The 15984-nt window shown below is 63.8% G+C and carries 15 protein-coding genes; 3 read left to right on the top strand and 12 right to left on the bottom strand.

Annotated elements, in window-relative coordinates:
• Nucleotides 1-49: 49 nt before the first annotated feature.
• A complete protein-coding gene (gene tal, locus AB7P10_RS15390) occupies nt 50-991 on the bottom strand; it encodes a transaldolase (protein WP_428294726.1) in 942 nt (313 codons plus the stop codon).
• A gap of 76 nt (nt 992-1067) precedes the next feature.
• Here tal and AB7P10_RS15395 point away from each other — a divergent pair, with 76 nt between their 5' ends.
• Nucleotides 1068-1916: a MurR/RpiR family transcriptional regulator gene (locus tag AB7P10_RS15395; RefSeq protein WP_428294727.1), complete on the top strand. Its 849-nt coding sequence runs from the start codon at nt 1068-1070 to the stop codon at nt 1914-1916.
• A gap of 1 nt (nt 1917) precedes the next feature.
• On the opposite strand, the gene AB7P10_RS15400 is transcribed toward AB7P10_RS15395, so the two are convergent.
• The 8 genes from AB7P10_RS15400 to AB7P10_RS15435 all read right to left on the bottom strand — a co-directional run bounded on the left by AB7P10_RS15400 (nt 1918) and on the right by AB7P10_RS15435 (nt 11508).
• Nucleotides 1918-3015 (bottom strand): ABC transporter ATP-binding protein, encoded by a 1098-nt coding sequence (locus AB7P10_RS15400; protein WP_428294728.1) that lies wholly within the window; start codon nt 3013-3015, stop codon nt 1918-1920.
• Complete coding sequence (locus tag AB7P10_RS15405) at nt 3012-3986, bottom strand: ABC transporter ATP-binding protein (protein WP_428294729.1); 975 nt, start codon at nt 3984-3986, stop codon at nt 3012-3014. Before AB7P10_RS15405 ends, AB7P10_RS15400 begins: the two co-directional genes overlap by 4 nt.
• A 2-nt stretch (nt 3987-3988) precedes the next feature.
• On the bottom strand, nt 3989-4900 hold the full coding sequence (locus AB7P10_RS15410) for an ABC transporter permease (protein ID WP_428294730.1): 912 nt from the start codon (nt 4898-4900) through the stop codon (nt 3989-3991).
• A gap of 136 nt (nt 4901-5036) precedes the next feature.
• Nucleotides 5037-6605, bottom strand: a complete 1569-nt coding sequence (locus AB7P10_RS15415; protein ID WP_428294731.1) for an ABC transporter substrate-binding protein — start codon at nt 6603-6605, stop codon at nt 5037-5039.
• Nucleotides 6602-7885: a M20 aminoacylase family protein gene (locus AB7P10_RS15420; RefSeq protein ID WP_428294732.1), complete on the bottom strand. Its 1284-nt coding sequence runs from the start codon at nt 7883-7885 to the stop codon at nt 6602-6604. The genes AB7P10_RS15415 and AB7P10_RS15420 overlap by 4 nt, the downstream gene beginning before the upstream one ends.
• Nucleotides 7885-8865 (bottom strand): ABC transporter permease, encoded by a 981-nt coding sequence (locus tag AB7P10_RS15425; RefSeq protein WP_428294733.1) that lies wholly within the window; start codon nt 8863-8865, stop codon nt 7885-7887. The genes AB7P10_RS15420 and AB7P10_RS15425 overlap by 1 nt, the downstream gene beginning before the upstream one ends.
• Nucleotides 8866-8929: 64 nt before the next feature.
• Complete coding sequence (locus AB7P10_RS15430) at nt 8930-10501, bottom strand: ABC transporter substrate-binding protein (protein WP_428294734.1); 1572 nt, start codon at nt 10499-10501, stop codon at nt 8930-8932.
• A gap of 185 nt (nt 10502-10686) precedes the next feature.
• On the bottom strand, nt 10687-11508 hold the full coding sequence (locus AB7P10_RS15435) for a DUF3047 domain-containing protein (protein ID WP_428294735.1): 822 nt from the start codon (nt 11506-11508) through the stop codon (nt 10687-10689).
• A 115-nt stretch (nt 11509-11623) separates the two neighbouring features.
• Between AB7P10_RS15435 and AB7P10_RS15440 the strand changes: the two genes are divergently transcribed.
• The gene (locus AB7P10_RS15440) at nt 11624-11938 is read left to right on the top strand and encodes a ComEA family DNA-binding protein (protein WP_428294736.1); all 315 of its coding nucleotides are present in this window, start codon (nt 11624-11626) and stop codon (nt 11936-11938) included.
• 78 nt (nt 11939-12016) lie between these two features.
• Here AB7P10_RS15440 and AB7P10_RS15445 read toward each other — a convergent pair whose 3' ends face one another.
• Together AB7P10_RS15445 and AB7P10_RS15450 are read right to left on the bottom strand one after the other, a co-directional pair.
• A complete protein-coding gene (locus tag AB7P10_RS15445) occupies nt 12017-13030 on the bottom strand; it encodes a porin (protein WP_428294737.1) in 1014 nt (337 codons plus the stop codon).
• 266 nt (nt 13031-13296) lie between these two features.
• Nucleotides 13297-14253, bottom strand: a complete 957-nt coding sequence (locus tag AB7P10_RS15450; RefSeq protein ID WP_428294738.1) for a porin — start codon at nt 14251-14253, stop codon at nt 13297-13299.
• A 312-nt stretch (nt 14254-14565) separates the two neighbouring features.
• On the opposite strand from AB7P10_RS15450, the gene coq7 reads away from it, so the two are divergent.
• On the top strand, nt 14566-15228 hold the full coding sequence (gene coq7 / locus AB7P10_RS15455; RefSeq protein WP_428294739.1) for a 2-polyprenyl-3-methyl-6-methoxy-1,4-benzoquinone monooxygenase: 663 nt from the start codon (nt 14566-14568) through the stop codon (nt 15226-15228).
• Nucleotides 15229-15253: 25 nt separating this feature from the next.
• Here the strand turns inward: coq7 and AB7P10_RS15460 are convergent, their stop codons facing one another.
• Nucleotides 15254-15703: an OsmC family protein gene (locus tag AB7P10_RS15460; protein ID WP_428294801.1), complete on the bottom strand. Its 450-nt coding sequence runs from the start codon at nt 15701-15703 to the stop codon at nt 15254-15256.
• Nucleotides 15704-15984 lie beyond the last annotated feature (281 nt).

Here is a 15984-nt window from a genome sequence, read left to right on the forward strand (position 1 = left end):
AAAAAGCCCCGCGAGCGATCGCGGGGCTTTTTTGTTTCGAGAATCCGGACTATTTCATCAGGGATTCGAGCTTGATGGTGTCGGCCGCGAACGCCCGGATGCCTTCGGCCAGTTTCTCGGTCGCCATGGCGTCTTCGTTGAGCGCATAGCGGAAGCTGGCCTCGTCGTGGGTGACGAAGGGAATGTCCCTGGCTTTCGCCGCGTCCGCATCGAGCGCGCGGCTCAATGGCGCTTCGCTGCTGGCCAGCTGAGCCAACAGGTCCGGGCTGATGGTGAGCAGGTCACAACCGGCCAGTGCCGTGATCTGGCCCACGTTGCGGAAACTCGCGCCCATCACTTCGGTGGCGATGCCGTGCTTCTTGTAAAACTCGTAGATGCTGCGCACCGAACGCACGCCCGGGTCGTTGGGTCCGGCCATGGCGGCTTCGTCCCAGTGGCTGCCCGCACTTTTCTTGTACCAGTCGTAGATGCGTCCGACGAAGGGCGAGATCAGTTGCACCCTGGCCTGACCACAGGCGACCGCCTGGGCAAACGAGAACAGCAGGGTCAGGTTGGTGTGGATGCCCTCGCGCTCGAGTCGCGCCGCCGCCTGAATACCTTCCCAGGTGGAGGCGATCTTGATCAGCACCCGGTCGACATGCACTCCCTCGCCCTGGTACAGATCGACGATGCGGCGTGCACGCGTCACGGTGGCTTCGGTGTCGAAGCTCAGGCGCGCGTCCACTTCGGTGGACACGCGGCCGGGAATGATGCGCAGGATCTCGCAGCCAAAGCTCACCAGCAGGCGGTTCGTCACTTCGTCCAGGCCTTGCGGGGCGTACTTTGCGACCGCGTCCTTGAGCAGGTGGGCGTATGCCGGCATCTGCACGGCCTTGAGGATGAGCGAGGGGTTCGTGGTCGCATCGCGTGGCGCATAGGTCGCGAGCTGTTGGAAGTCACCGGTGTCCGCCACGACGGTGGTGAACTGTTTGAGGGCGTCGAGCTGGTTCATGGGCGAATTATCGAACAATTCCCGTAATAAAATTTCACCCATCCACGCCAGCCTTGTAACCCCACGCCATACCACCATGCTCGAACGGATCAAAGCCTCCATGCCCTCCCTGGCACCTGCCGAGCAGCGCGTGGCCAGGCTCGTGCTGCTGGACCCGCGCACCTTCGCCAGTCTGCCCGTGACGGAACTGGCAGAACGCGCCCACGTGAGCAAACCCACCGTGGTGCGTTTCTGCCGCAGCATGGGCTACGACGGCCTGTCGGACTTCAAGCTCAAGCTCGCGGGCACGGTCAGCGAAGGCGTGCCTTTCATCCACCGCAGCGTGGACGTGGACGACAAGACCAGCGACGTGCTCGTGAAGGTGATCGACAACACCGTCGCGGCCTTCCTGAAGTACCGCAACGACGCCTCCAGCCACGCCATCGAAAAGGCGGTGGACGCGCTGGTGGAGACCTACAGGAACCGCGGTCGGATCGAGTTCTACGGCGCGGGCAATTCGGGCATCGTGGCACAGGATGCCCAGCACAAGTTCTTCCGCCTGGGCATCAACGCCATCGCCTACAGCGACGGCCACATGCAGGTGATGAGCGCTTCGCTGCTGGGTCCGGGCGACTGCCTGGTGATCATCTCCAACTCGGGCCGCACGCGCGACCTGATGGACGCGGCCGACATCGCGCGCAAGCACGGCGCGACGGTGATCGTCATCACCACCAGCGGCTCACCGCTGGCGCAAATCGGACACATTCATTTGTCCGCAGACCACCCCGAAGGCTACGACCGCTACAGCCCCATGACCTCGCGCCTGATGCACCTCATGGTCATCGACATCGTGGCCACCTGCCTGGCACTGCGCATCGGTGGCACCAAGCTGCAGCCCTTGCTCAGGGAAATGAAGAACAACCTGAAAAGCAAGCGCTACGCCTGACTCAGAGGCGTCCCTCTTCCACCGCGTGGCAGGCAATGCGGATGCCGTCCAGCGTGAGCAGGTTGGGCCGCTCGCTGCGGCAGCGGTCGTTTGCGTGTGGGCACCGCGGGTTGAAGGCGCAGCCACCGGGCGGGTTCAGCGGATTGGGCACCTCACCGGAGACGGGTGTGCGTGCCCTGCCGGTGTCGTGCATCTTGGGAATCGCATCGAGCAGCATGCGCGTGTAGGGATGGCGCGGACTGTCGAACAACGTGTGCTTGGGCGCGAGTTCGACCAGGCGTCCCAGGTACATCACACCGACCTGGTCGCTCACGTGGCGCACCACCGCGAGGTTGTGGCTGATGAAGAGGTAGGTCAGGCCGCGCTCGCGCTGCAGGTCCTTCATGATGTTGAGCACCTGTGCCTGGACACTCACATCCAGCGCCGAGGTGGGCTCGTCGCAAACCAGGAACTCCGGCTGCGTGGCCAGGGCACGCGCGATCGAAATGCGCTGGCGCTGCCCGCCGCTGAACTGGTGCGGGTACTTCACCCGATCCAGGGGAGAGAGGCCGACCGATTTCAACAAGTCGTCCACCCGGGCGCGCAAGGCCACGGGTTCGGTCTCGATGCCGTGCTCGCGCAGCGGCTCGGCGATGATGTCTTCGACGCGCCAGCGCGGATTCAGGCTGGCGTACGGATCCTGAAAAATCATCTGGATGCGCCGGCGCAGCTTGCGGCCCTCAGGCGTCTTGAAGGCCGCGTGCGCGTCTTGCCCGTCGAACTCGAAGCCGCCGCGCGTGGGTTCATACAACCCAACCAGCAAGCGCGCCACCGTGCTCTTGCCGCAACCGGATTCGCCGACCAGTGCCAATGTCTGGCCGCGGGGGATGTCGAAGGACACGCCGTCGACCGCGCGCAGCAACTGACGGGGCTGGCGCTCGATCACTCGATTGAGCCAGGGTGGGGAGACGTCGAAGGTCTTGGCCAAATCGGTGGCGCGCACCAGAGGTGCTCGCGTCGCTGCTTCGTGGGTGGCGGCCGACACGGCGGCATGGGACCGTGCCGTCTGCAACCGCGTCTCTTCGGCCGGCAAAGCCCGCTCGGACATGTCGCTGCTCATGCCACGACCTCCGTGCCCGCGTGCAGCCAGCAGGCGGCGCGGGTGGCACCTGCCACCAGCAGGTCCGGGCGCTCCACATGGCAACGATCAAATACCTTCTCGCAGCGCGGGTTGTAGGCGCAGCCTGTGGGTATGGCGTTGAGGCGCGGCATGGCGCCATCGATCTGGTGCAGGCGTTCGCGGTCCATGCTCATGTCGGGAATGCAGGCCATCAGCCCGGCTGTGTAGGGATGCGCCGGATGGTTGATGACCTGGTGCACCGGTCCGATCTCGGCAATGCGCCCGGCGTACATCACAGCGACGCGATCGCAGGTTTCGGCGATCACGCCCATGTCGTGGGTGATCAGCATCACCGCCGCGCCGCGCTGCTTGCAGACGGTCTTGAGCAACGTGATGATTTGCGCCTGGATGGACACGTCCAGCGCCGTGGTGGGTTCGTCCGCCACGATGAGCTGGGGTTCTGCCGCCAGCGCCAGGGCGATCACGACGCGCTGGCGCATGCCACCCGAGAACTGGTGCGGAAAGTGGTCAATGCGCTGCTCGGCAGCGGGAATGCCGGTGTCCTTGAGCAGCTCGATCGCGCGCCGGCGCGCCTCGGCAGCGTTCACCGGCAGATGGGTGGTGATCGTCTCCACGAGCTGCCGGCCCACCGAGTACAAGGGATTGAGCGAGGTCAGCGGGTCCTGGAAGATCGCGCCGATCTTGCGGCCACGCACCTTGCGCATTTCCTCGTGCGGCAGGTTGTCGATGCGCTGGCCCTGCAGCACGATCTCGCCCGAGGCCACGCGCCCCGGCGGTTCGAGCAAACCGATGATGGACGCACCGGTGAGCGACTTGCCCGCTCCGGACTCGCCCACCACACCGAGGATCTCTCCTGGCGCGATGTCAAAGGAAATGTCGTCCAGCGCACGCAGCGTACCGCGGCGGTTGGGAAACTCGACGACCAGGTTCTTGACTTGAAGCAGGCTCATGTTCAGCGCAGTCGGGGGTTCAATGCATCGCGCAGCCAGTCGCCCAGCAGGTTCACACTGAGTGCGATCAGCACCAGCATGGCGCCCGGGAAGATGGTGATCCACCATTCGCCGGAAAACAGGTAGTCGTTGCCGACGCGGATCAGCGTGCCCAGCGACGGCGAAGTGGGCGGAGCGCCCACGCCCAGGAAGGACAGCGTGGCTTCGGTGATGATGGCCGTGGCCACCTGGATGGTGGCCAGCACCAGCACCGGACCCATGACGTTGGGCAGCACATGGCTGCGCATGATGCGCAGCGGCGCCACGCCCGTCACGCGCGCGGCCTGCACGTATTCCTTGTTGCGCTCCACCAGCGTGGAGCCGCGCACCGTGCGCGCGTACTGCACCCAGCCGGTGAGCGTGATGGAGATGATGAGCACGCCAAAGGCCAGCGTTTCATGCGCGTTAGGAAACAGGGCGCGGCCCACGCCGGCAATCAGCAGTGCGATGAGGATGGGTGGGAACGACAGCATCACGTCGCACAGGCGCATGAGGAAGGCGTCGATCCAGCCCCCGAGAAAACCAGCCAGCAGACCGAAGGTCACACCGATCACCACCGACAGCAACACGGAGGCCAGCCCAACGGCCAGCGAAATGCGCGCGCCATACATCAGTGCCGAAAGAATGTCCCGGCCCTGGTCGTCGGTGCCCAGCAGGAAGTTGCGCGAGCCCTCGGGACTCCATGCCGGCGGCAGGCGCGCGTTGGAGAGTTCGAGCGTGGCCAGGTCGAACGGGTTGTGCGGCGCCACCCACGGCGCGAACACCGCGCAGAACACGCAGACCAGGGCGATCACCGCAGCAATGACCGCGGTGGGTGAGGTGCGAAAGCTGTGGCCGACATCGCTGTCGAGCGCGCGCTTGATGAGGCTGATCACGTGGGCATTCTCGAATTGTTGACTCTGGCAAAGGCGGCTCCGCGCCGTCCAGTAGCCAGCGCGGAACCGGCTTTGCCGGGCCGCTGCTGGCGTCCCCCTGGGGGGAAGACGCCGCAGGCGGCGCAGGGGGGAATTTCTACTTCACCGACATGTAGCGGAATGGCATGAAGTTGTCGGCCAGCTGAACCAGGGTCACGTTGTTCGCCACGCCCCAGGCCAGCGCCTGCTGATGCAAGGGCAAATGACCGATGTCGTCGGCATGCAGCTTGAAGGCTTCCTTGATGAGCCCGTCGCGCTTGGCCTTATCGGTCTCCGACTGGATCTGCACCGTCAGCTCGTCCACCTTCGGGTTGCAGTACGAACCCAGGTTGAACTGGCCGCTGCCCTTGTCGTCCACGCAGCGCATGAGCGCGTTCAGCGCGTTGTGCGAATCGTAGGTGCCCGGTGTCCAGCCCAGCAGGTAGAAGCTGGTGTCGCGCTTGAGGATTTTGGGGAAATAGGTCCCCTTGGTCTCGGCCTGCAAATTGATCTTCACGCCGATACGGGCCAGGTTCGCCGCCACCGCCTGGCAGATCGCGCCATCGTTCACATAGCGGTCGTTCGGGCAATTCATGGCCACCTCGAAGCCGTTCGGGTAGCCGGCGTCGGCCAGCAGCTTTTTCGCCGCATCCGGGTCGTACGGCAGTCGCGTGTTCATCGAATCGTCAAAGCCATTGATGCCCGGCCCCACCATCAGCGCCGTCGGCTTGGAGGCGCCGCGCATCACCGTGCGCTGGATGCCGTTGATGTCGATCGCCTGGTAGAACGCCTGGCGCACGCGCTTGTCCTTGAACGGATTCTTGCCCTTGACGCTGGAGTAGAGCAGCTCGTCGCGCTTCTGGTCCATGCCCAGGAAGATGGTGCGCAGCTCAGGGCCCTGCATCACCTTGGTCTTGCCACCCGCGTTGATGCGCGCCACGTCCTGCAGGGGAACCGGCTCGATCACGTCCACCTGGCCCGAGAGCAAGGCCGCCACGCGCGTGGAATCGTTGCCAATCGGCGTGTACTCCACGTTCACCACGTTGCCTTCGATCTTGCCCCAGTAGTTGCCATTGCGCACGAAACTGGTCTTCACGTTCGGCTGGCGCTCACGCAAGCGGAACGGGCCCGTGCCATTGGCGCGGAACGACGCGGCGTTCTCGATGCCTTTGCGGCGGTCCACCGGGCGCGTGGCCTGGTTCTCTTCGGACCACTTCTTGCTGACGATGTAGAGCAGCGAAAGCACATCGGGCAGGATGGGGAACGGCCCCTTGGTCTCGATGTCCACCGTGAAGTCGTTGACCTTGCGCACTTCCTTCACGTCATTGGTGTAGCTCTTCATGTCGGAGCCCTCGCCCGAGGCTCGGGCAAACGTGAACAGCACGTCGTCGGCGGTGAACGCCGTGCCGTCATGGAATTTCACGCCCTTGCGCAGCTCGAAGCGCCACACACTGGGCGAAGTCTGCTTCCAGCTGGTGGCCAGTGCGGGCGCAAGCTTGAGGTTGCGGTCGCGCCCCACCAGCGGCTCATACACGTTGCCGGTGACGCTGAGCTGCAGCGACTCGTTGAGCGAGTGCGGGTCCATCGACAGCGCGTCCCCCTGATTGCCGATCCGGATGGTCTGCGCTGATGCGACACCCATCGCGATCATCAGCAGACTGGCTGCGGTTGTGGTCTTGAAGTTCATGCATCGCTCCTTACAGGGGTTGGGATTGCGGAAATGGGTTTGGCCGACGCCGTGTGCGCCGGTTCGGCCAGGGGCATGCCCTGCTCCACCAGGCCAGCGTGGAGCGCCGCGCCCAGCGGCAGCACGTCGTCGTTGAAGTCGTAGCGGCTGTTGTGCAGGAAGCAGCTGCCCACGCCGTTCTCGGCACCCTGGCCCAGACGCAGGTACGCGCCGGGCTTGACCTGCAGCATGAACGAAAAGTCTTCCGCGCCCATGCTGGGGTCCATGTTGCGGTCCACATGCTCGTGGCCGACCAGCTTCTGCGCCACGTCGGCCGCGAAGCGGGCTTCGTCCCGGCTGTTGATGGTGGCCGGGTAAATGCGTTCGTAGTGGACGTGCGCGGCCGCGCCCAGGCCCAGCGCCACACCCGAGCAGACCTCCTGGAGTCGTTTCTCGATCATGTTCTGCACCTCGGGGTTGAAGGTGCGCACGGTCCCCACCAGCGTGGCCTTGCCCGGCGTCACGCTGAACGCCCCCATGTCGCCCGCCTGCATGGCACACAGACTGATGACCGCGCTGTCGATGGCACGCACATTGCGCGAGACGATGCTCTGAACCGCCGTGATGATGTGGGCCGAGACAAGCACTGGATCCACGGTCTGGTAGGGATGGGCGCCATGTCCACCCTTGCCGGTCACCTCGATCGTGATGCGGTCGGCCGAGGCCATCATGGGCCCCGGATTCACGCCCACCGTGCCGGGCCGCATCTGCGGCCAGTTGTGCATGCCGTAGACCGATTGCACGGGAAAGCGGTCGAACAGCCCGTCCTGGATCATGGCCTTGGCGCCGGCAAACCCTTCCTCGCCGGGCTGGAAGATCAGCACCGCGGTGCCGTCGAACTGGCGCGTCTCGGCCAGGTAACGCGCCGCGCCCACCAGCATCGCCGTGTGCCCGTCGTGGCCACAGCCGTGCATCATGCCGTTTCGGGTGGACTTCCAGGCAAAGTCGTTGTCCTCGGTCATGGGCAGCGCGTCCATGTCCGCGCGCAGACCCATCATGCGACCGCTACCACGCTGGCGTCCGTGAATCACCGCCACCACGCCCGTCTTGCCGATGCCGGTGTGGATGTGATCGACACCACACACCTTGAGGGCCTCGACCACGCGCTTGGCGGTGTAGTGCTCCTCGAATCCCAGCTCTGGATGGGCATGCAGATCGTGGCGCAGTGCCGTCAGCTCGGGATGGAATGCCGATATGTGCGCGAAGGCGCGCCCATGGGCCTTGATGCGGGCAATCGACATCAGTGGCCGCCCGCCTTCTCCACGCGCAAACGTGGGTCCACCGCGAAGTACAACAGGTCGACGATCAGGTTGATGACGACGAAGATCAACGCAATCAGGCACAGGTAAGCCGCCATCACGGGAATGTCCGCGAACGTCACTGCCTGAATGAACAACAGCCCCATGCCCGGCCACTGGAACACGGTCTCGGTGATGATGGCAAAGGCGATCAAACCACCCAGTTGCAGGCCGGTGATGGTCATGACGGGTACCAGGGTGTTCTTCAACGCATGGCCGAAATGCACGGCCCGGTTGGTCAGGCCTCTTGCCCGCGCGAACTTGATGTAGTCGGTGCGCAGCACCTCGAGCATCTCGGCACGCACCAGGCGCATGATCAGCGTGAGCTGAAAGATGGCCAGCGTGATCGCTGGCAAGGTGATGTGGTGCCAGCCTTTGGCGCTCAGCAGGCCCGTGCTCCACCAGCCCAGTTGCATCACATCGCCACGGCCAAAGCTCGGGAACCAGCCCAGATTCACGGCGAACACCAGAATCAACAGGATGCCAATCAGGAAAGTGGGCAAGGACACGCCCAGCAGCGACACGGTCATGAACATCTGGCTCATGAAACTGCCGCGCTTGAGCGCCGCGTACACGCCCATGGGAATGCCTGCCGCCAGCGCCAGCAATGCCGCCACCATTGAAAGCTCCAGCGTGGCCGGAAAACGTTCGGCAATGAGGCGCGAGACCTTCGCCCCCTGACGCAGTGACAGACCGAATTCGCCCTGCACCGCATTGGCGAGGAAATGCCAGAACTGCACGAAGAAGGGCTGGTCCAGACCAAGGTCGGCCCGCAGTTCACGCACCTGTTCGGGAGTTGCATCCTGACCCAGGAGAAAGACCACCGGATCGCCCACGTACTGGAACAGCATGAAGGCGATCAGCGCCACGCTGACCATGACGATCACGGCCTGAGCCAACCGCCGGAGAATGAATGCGAACATGGTGTTGAAAACAAAGAGAGGGTCGCCCCATGCGGTGCGCGACCCTCAGCTGATATGCCGGAAATCAGTTTACCTTGATCAGGCGCCAGTCCAGGCGGTTGTCAGCGCGGTGCACCACATCGATGTTCTTCTTCATGGCCCACGGAATGATCTGGTTGTGCAGGGGAATGTGCGCAACATCCTCGTTCTGCAATGCCAGCGCTTCGGTCAGCAGGCGCGGGCGAATGAACGGGTCGGTCTCGGTCTTCGCGCGGTCGATGATTGCGTCCATCTTCGGGTTGCTGTAGCGGCCGACGTTGTAGTTGCCGTCTCCGCCCGGGCCCACGGTGCGCACCAGCGACTGCAGACTGTAGAGAGCATCGAAGGTCGGAACACCCCAGCCCAGCATGTAGATACTGGCTTCGTAGCGCTGGATCATGGGAAAGTAAGTCACCAGCGGCAAGGTACGCAGCTTGGCCTTGACACCGATGCGCGCCCACATCGCCGTCACCGCCTGACAAATAGCCTCGTCGTTGATGTAGCGGTTGTTGGGACACGCGAAGTCCACCTCGAAACCATCCTTGTAGCCCGCGTCGGCCAGCAGCTTTTGCGCTGCGGCGACATCAAAGGGGTACCGGGCATGCACCGCCTCAGACCATCCCGCGACCTGCGGCGCCACCAGCGCGCCGGTGGACTGTCCCAACCCCCGCAGCGTGACGCGCGTGATCGCTGCGGTGTCGATGGCCTGGTACAGCGCCTTGCGCACGCGCTGGTCTTTCAATGGGTTTTTGCCCTTGACATTGCTGCCGGGCAACTCGTCGCGGAACTGGTCCATACCGAAGAAGATCGTGCGGTTCTCCACCCCGTCGATGACCTTCAGGCTGCCATCCTGCCGGATGCGAGGCAGATCCTGCGGGCTGGGATCCAGCACGAAGTCCACTTCACCGGAAAGCAGTGCGGCCATGCGGGTGGCCACCGCCTTCACAGGGGTGTAGACAATCTCGGTCACGTTGCCCTCGGCACTGCCCCACCAGTTGGGATTCTTCACCAGCACGATCTTCTGGTCCGGTTGCCACTCCTTGAGCATGAAGGGCCCGGTGCCGTTGGCATTGCGGTGCGCGAAGTTTTCGTCCTGCGTCTTGATGTCCTTGGGCGCGGTTGAATTGTTCTTCTCCGCCCAGGCCTTGTTCATCATGCGCAGCTCGGTCAGTTGGTTGACCAGCACCGGATTGGGGCCGCCGGTGATGATGTCGATCGTGTTTGCATTGACTTTCACCACTTTGGTGATGCCTTGCGTGTAGACCGTGAAGTTCGAGGTCTTGGCCATGGCGCGCTCCAGCGAGAACACCGCGTCATCCGCAGTGAACGGAGCACCATCGTGAAACTTCACGCCATTGCGCAAGGTAATGCGCAGCTGCGTGGGTGACACCTGCGTCCAGCCACTGGCCAGCATCGGTTCGGGCTTGAAGGTGCGGCTGTTGTAGTACACCAATGACTCGTACACCGACGCATGCACGCCATTGGCCAGGGCGTTGTTCTGCGAATGGATGTCCCAGGTGGGGATGTCGCTGGCGCTGGTCCATTTGAAGGTCTTTGCCTGCGCGGAAGTGGCGCCCAAAGCCAATGCCGCGCACAGAAGTGCAAGTGAAAACTTCATTTGTTGACACCTAAAATAAAATTGAACATCGCGCTACTATGCAACAAACGTTCCCGGCCCAGCACGGGACTAACCCGAAGCGCGTTGCGCCTGCCGCTGAAAACCGTCACCTGTGCGCCAGCGCCGTGCCTGCATCAGCATCTTTGATGGCGAGCAAGCGCTTGTGATGCGCTTCCCGCCGGTGCTCAGTCGGTAGCTTGCTCGAGCGTCAGCGCGCCATACCACGCGGTGAGCTCACTCTCCGTGTTGTCGGTATCCGTCATCAGTGCCAACGAGCGCAGCGGCCCAGGTTCTTCGCCGAAGGCATGGCGAAAATCGGCCCGCACGTCGCGCACATGATCGCGCCATTGGCCCACGTGCGCCGTGCCGCTGTCCAGCACGAGCTTGCGGATGCGGTCGGTGCGCGCGTGTGACAGAACGGTGCCCGGCGCCGACCCGGCACTCCATACATAGATCAGCGTGGCATGGGGCAGCTCCTCGCCGGTAAGGAGGCGGCTCATCTCCGACAGACGATGGGTTCGGGCGTTCCACTGCGCGCGATCACCGTCAAACGCCAGCACCACACGCACCGCCGCATCCGCCCGGGACGGCACCGCCAGATCGGCATTCCTGGGCAGACCGTTCACGCGCCATGAAAAGGACAAGCTGCCCGGCGCGGCCAGTGCTGGCTCCAGCCGGTGCCGCAGGATGCTCACCGAGCTGCGGGCCTGCACACGCAGAGCCGGGCGCCCCTGCATCAGGACCGGTTCAAAGTCAGCATGGCGCTTGCCGGGGAAGAAGAAGGGTTCCCAGAGCGCATGCTTGCCCATCGGCGTGGAAAACAACCGTTCGACCGCCTTCTGCAGCAAGAGGTCTGATCCATCGCTCTCCGATAAAGGCCACGTCGCGCATCCACCCAGAGAGGCCAACAGCGCCGCCATGCAAACGGCCGCCACCACCCGAGCGGCGGCCGGTCGCTTACGGGGGCACACATCGAAAATGTGTTCTTTTTTGATCATATTTTTCATGTTTTTCACATGAAGTACTTCTTTTAAATTAAATTCTTCCTCCGTGACTGCGGGCCGTGGCACACGGCCGCATCACGGTTCCGGTATATCAACCTTTTACTCAGTGGAGGAATCAATGTTCAAAAAAGCGCTGGCCTGTCTGGTCTCCCTGCTTGCCGCGGCAAGCTTTGCCGCCGTCGACATCAACACCGCCACCGTGGCCGATCTTGACAGCATCAAGGGTATCGGCCCCGGCACATCGGCCAAGATCCTGGAGGCGCGCAAAGCCGCGCCCTTCAAGGACTGGAGCGACCTGATCCAGCGGGTGCCCGGCATCGGAGACAAGCGCGCGGCGAAGCTGTCTTCGGAAGGGCTGACCGTCAATGGTGCGGCCTTCACACCGGCAGCGGCCACACCTGCTGCGGCGCAGAAGAAGCCTGCCGCAAAATAATCCGCACCACGCGCGAAAAAAAAGCCACCCGGCGTGCCGGGTGGCTTTTTTGCTGATCTTTGCTCCGCAGAGCGGGGATCAGAACTTGTGCTGCAGGCCAGCGCCGATGAACGAGTACTTGTGGCTCGTGGTGCCAGCGGCCTTGCGCTTGGAGCTGTTCAACGCGGTGTACACCAGGGTGCGCTTGGACAGGGTGTAGGTGGCGCCCACAGCCAGACCTTGACGCTTGGTGTCGCTGCCGTCCTTGTCCTTGGAGCCAGCGTAGCCGGCCGACAGGGTCAGGGCGGAGGACAGGGGGAAGTCCACACCCAACTGGTAGTCGTTGGTCTTGGTGGCCAGCACTTCGCGGGTCTGACCAAAGCCACCCTTCAGCACGACAGGGCCGAGATCGTAGGCAGCGTCGAGGTAGGCGAACTTCTGGTCTTCAGTCGCGGTGATGGCGCCAGAGTCACGACGCAGCTGGTAGGCGAAGGCCACGGTCAGGGGACCGTTGGCGTACTGCACGTTGAAGTCGGTCTGGTCGGTCTTGGCGGCGGCGTTCTCGTCAAGGCCATGCGACACGGCTGCGCTGAAACCACCGAAGCTGGGGGTGGTGTAGCGGATGGCGTTGCGGGGCTTGTCGGTGTAGTTGTAGACGCTGAGCACAGGGCCGCCGTTCAGGCTGAAGCCAGCGGCGCCAGGCGAGAACACGAACGAGTCGAACACCGAGTTGCCGATGTAGAACACGTCGTCAAAAGCAGACCAGACGTTGCCGAACTGCACGGTACCGAAGCCGCCTTCCAGGCCGATCCAGGACTGGCGGTCAAAGGCGGTGTTGGCGTTGGCCGTGCCGTTGGAAGCGTCAAAGCCCTGCTCCAGCTTGAAGATGGCCTTCAGACCACCACCCAGGTCTTCCGTGCCCATGACACCAAAGCGGCTGCTCAGCAAGCCACCGGAGTTCAGCACAGTCGTCGACGTTTCGGCGCCCACGGCGCCCGACTTCACGCGCGCGGCGTAAGCGTCCACGACGCCGTACAGGGTCACGCTGGATTGGGCCTGGGCCACACCGGCCACGGAGCCAAGAACCGCCAGGGCGATCAGGGATTTTTTCATGGTTACTTCCTTAAGTATGTTGTGGTGACAGACCACAAAGTTGGAAAACTGACTTGTGGATGGTAGGACGAAAGGCAAACGAACCTAGGGTAAGCCCTGAAAAAGGACCTGTGTTCGACGCCTTTCGTTGCACCGGTGCAACAACAGCAAATTTCGCGCCGGCAGGACTGCACCGCTTTCGTGCGCCCATGAAAAAACCGCCTGTCCTTGCGGACAGGCGGTTTTGAACTGCCGATCAGCCTGCTGGCACGAGGCCAGCGAGGTGATTAGAAGTTGTGGGCCAGACCCACGCCCCAGCCGGTGACGGCCTTGCCGACGGCGGAGCCGTTGAAGGCTTGCTGGGCGTTCTTCTTGTTGCCGATGTTCAGGTAAGCGGTGGTGCGCTTGCTCAGGAAGTACTTGTAGCCACCGTGGATCACGCGCGTGGTGCCGGCACCGACTTCGCTGCGGTCATAGGAGGCATACACCAGGCCAGGGCCCACAGGCGCGGTCACGCCCAGACCCCAGGTGTTGTCGGCATCCGATGCCACGTTGTTGCGATCGGTGTAGGTGAAGTGCAGCTTGGCCACGCTGAAGTCGTAGGACGCGGCGATCAGGTTCAGGGCGTTCACGGTGGCACCGGCAGCGGCGGCAGCCAGCTTCGAGTGAGCGAAGTTCACAGCCAGCGGGCCGGCGGCGTAACCGATACCCACGCCGCGGTGGGCGCTAGCGCCGGCCACTTCAGACGGGGCGTACGAGATCTGGCCGGTGAAGCCGCCGAAGTTCGGGGTCGTGTACAGCACCTGGTTGGAGATGTAAACACCGTCCGTTTCCACGGTACCCGCGCGGGTGCTGTAGCCAGTCACGCCTTTGGTGCTGTTGGCGGTCAGCGCATAGAAAAACGCGGGGTTGAACGAACGGCCCAGCTTCAGGGAACCGAAACCACCTTGCAGGCCAACGAACATGTCGTTGTTGCCCAGCACGTTGCCAGCAGTGGTGCCGTCGTCAGCGTTGAACGAGGTCGAGATCTTGAAGATGGCCTTGAGGCCACCACCGAGGTCTTCAGCGCCGGACACGGTCCAGTTGCTGGTGCCGTGGCGGCTGGACACCATCGACAGCGGCGAGTTCGTGCCACCCACGTCTTGCAGGCCGACGTCAACGGTACCGCTCAGGGTCACGGTGGATTGTGCGAATGCGGCGCTGGTGGCTGCCACGGCGGCCAGAGCGATCAGGGTCTTTTTCATGGAAGGGTTCTCCAAGGGTTGATAAGGGCCGGGGGTCTCTGCCACCGAGCCAACCTCCGTTCAGGAAGCTGGACCAATTGCATCAGAAAGTTTCGCGCCGCGCCATGGTGGGGCACGCATTTGAAGCATCACGGTGGTGCATCCGTTGCACCCTTGCCACGAAGCTAGTGTTTACCCGTACCGACAAAGTCACGGGGGAACGTATCCGTTCCGCCAGAGAAACGGTTCCGCACGTGGCACGCCGACCGCCGCGCCACGCGATCCGTGGCAGCATGGGCACCCCTGACTTTTTTCGCACACAAGGCTCCGACCATGTCGACACCGACCGATGCCCTGCTGACCGCCGCCGATTCCGCACTGAGAACACTGTTCGTCTCCCCTCGCGCTTCGCGTGAGTGCCCCACGCTGCCCGAGCGGGCCACCGATGCCGAGCTGGCGCCCGGAGAGAGGGCGCTCTCGGGCGCGTTGATGCGCGTCAACCACGTTGGCGAGGTGTGCGCGCAGGCGCTCTACACGGCGCAGGCGCTGGCGGCACGCTGGCCGCGCGCGGGGGGAAAGGCGCCCGACGAGGCGCTGGCGCGGCAGCTGGAGGCGGCCGGCCGGGAGGAAACCGACCATCTGGCATGGACCCAGGCGCGCCTGGACGAACTGGGTGCGCGCCCGTCCTTGCTCAACCCGCTGTGGTACGCGGGCGCCTTCGGTCTGGGCCTCTTGGCCGGGCGCCTGGGGCCGGGGGTGAGCCTGGGTTTCGTGGTGGAGACCGAACGCCAGGTGGAGGCGCATCTGGCCAGCCACATGGACCGCCTGCCCGCCGTGGACCAGGCCTCCCGGGCCATCGTGGCGCAGATGCAGGACGACGAGGCACGCCATGCGCGCGAGGCGCAGCAAGCCGGCGCCGTGGAGTTGCCCGGCCCGGCCAAGGCATTGATGCGCGCCGCCGCCAGGGTGATGACGACCGTGGCGCACCGCATCTGAGCGGCGCGCTGCCAGCAATTGGCGCTCAGGCCTCCGACAGCTCGAAGCTGGTGGTGATCTCGGCGGTCTTGCCCAGCATGATGCTGGCCGAGCAGTACTTGTCGTGGCTCATGGCAATGGCGCGCTCCACCGCCGCGGCGGGAATGCCTTTGCCACTGACGCTGAAGTGCATGTGGATCTTGGTGAACACCTTGGGGTCGGTCTCGGCGCGCTCGGTGGTCAGTTTCACCGAGCAACCCCGCACGTCGTGCCGGCCGCGCTTGAGGATGAGCACCACGTCGTAAGCCGTGCAGCCACCGGTGCCCGCCAGTACGGTCTCCATCGGGCGAGGGGCCAGGTTGGCGCCGCCGTTCTCGGGCTTGGCCGCGTCGGACGCACCATCCATGGCGATCACATGGCCGGTGCCGGTCTCGGCGATGAAGCCCATGTGGGAGCGTGTGCCGGCGGCGCCGGTCCAGGTGACGGTGCATTCCATAAGGTGTCCTGTCATGAAATAACCAAAGGTATTGGGGTGGGCGCTCTAAAAATCATAGAAATTTCGAGTCCGATGTTGCAACGCAGCATGGCCGCGCTATACTCGCGTCATTGTATTTACGGTTGTCTCCTCTACCCTCCACGGGTGGATTCAAGCCCGGTCTGGTTCTGCCAGCCCGGGCTTTTTTTCGCCACCGATATGATGTGCGACGAGGAATCCCATGCCGCCACAGTCCCCCCGCCCCCCACAAAAAGAACAACCCGCCACCGGCGTTTCGCCGC

Origin of the sequence: Hydrogenophaga sp. (genome assembly GCF_050182545.1) — a bacterium.
Classification (GTDB): Bacteria; Pseudomonadota; Gammaproteobacteria; order Burkholderiales; family Burkholderiaceae_C; genus Hydrogenophaga.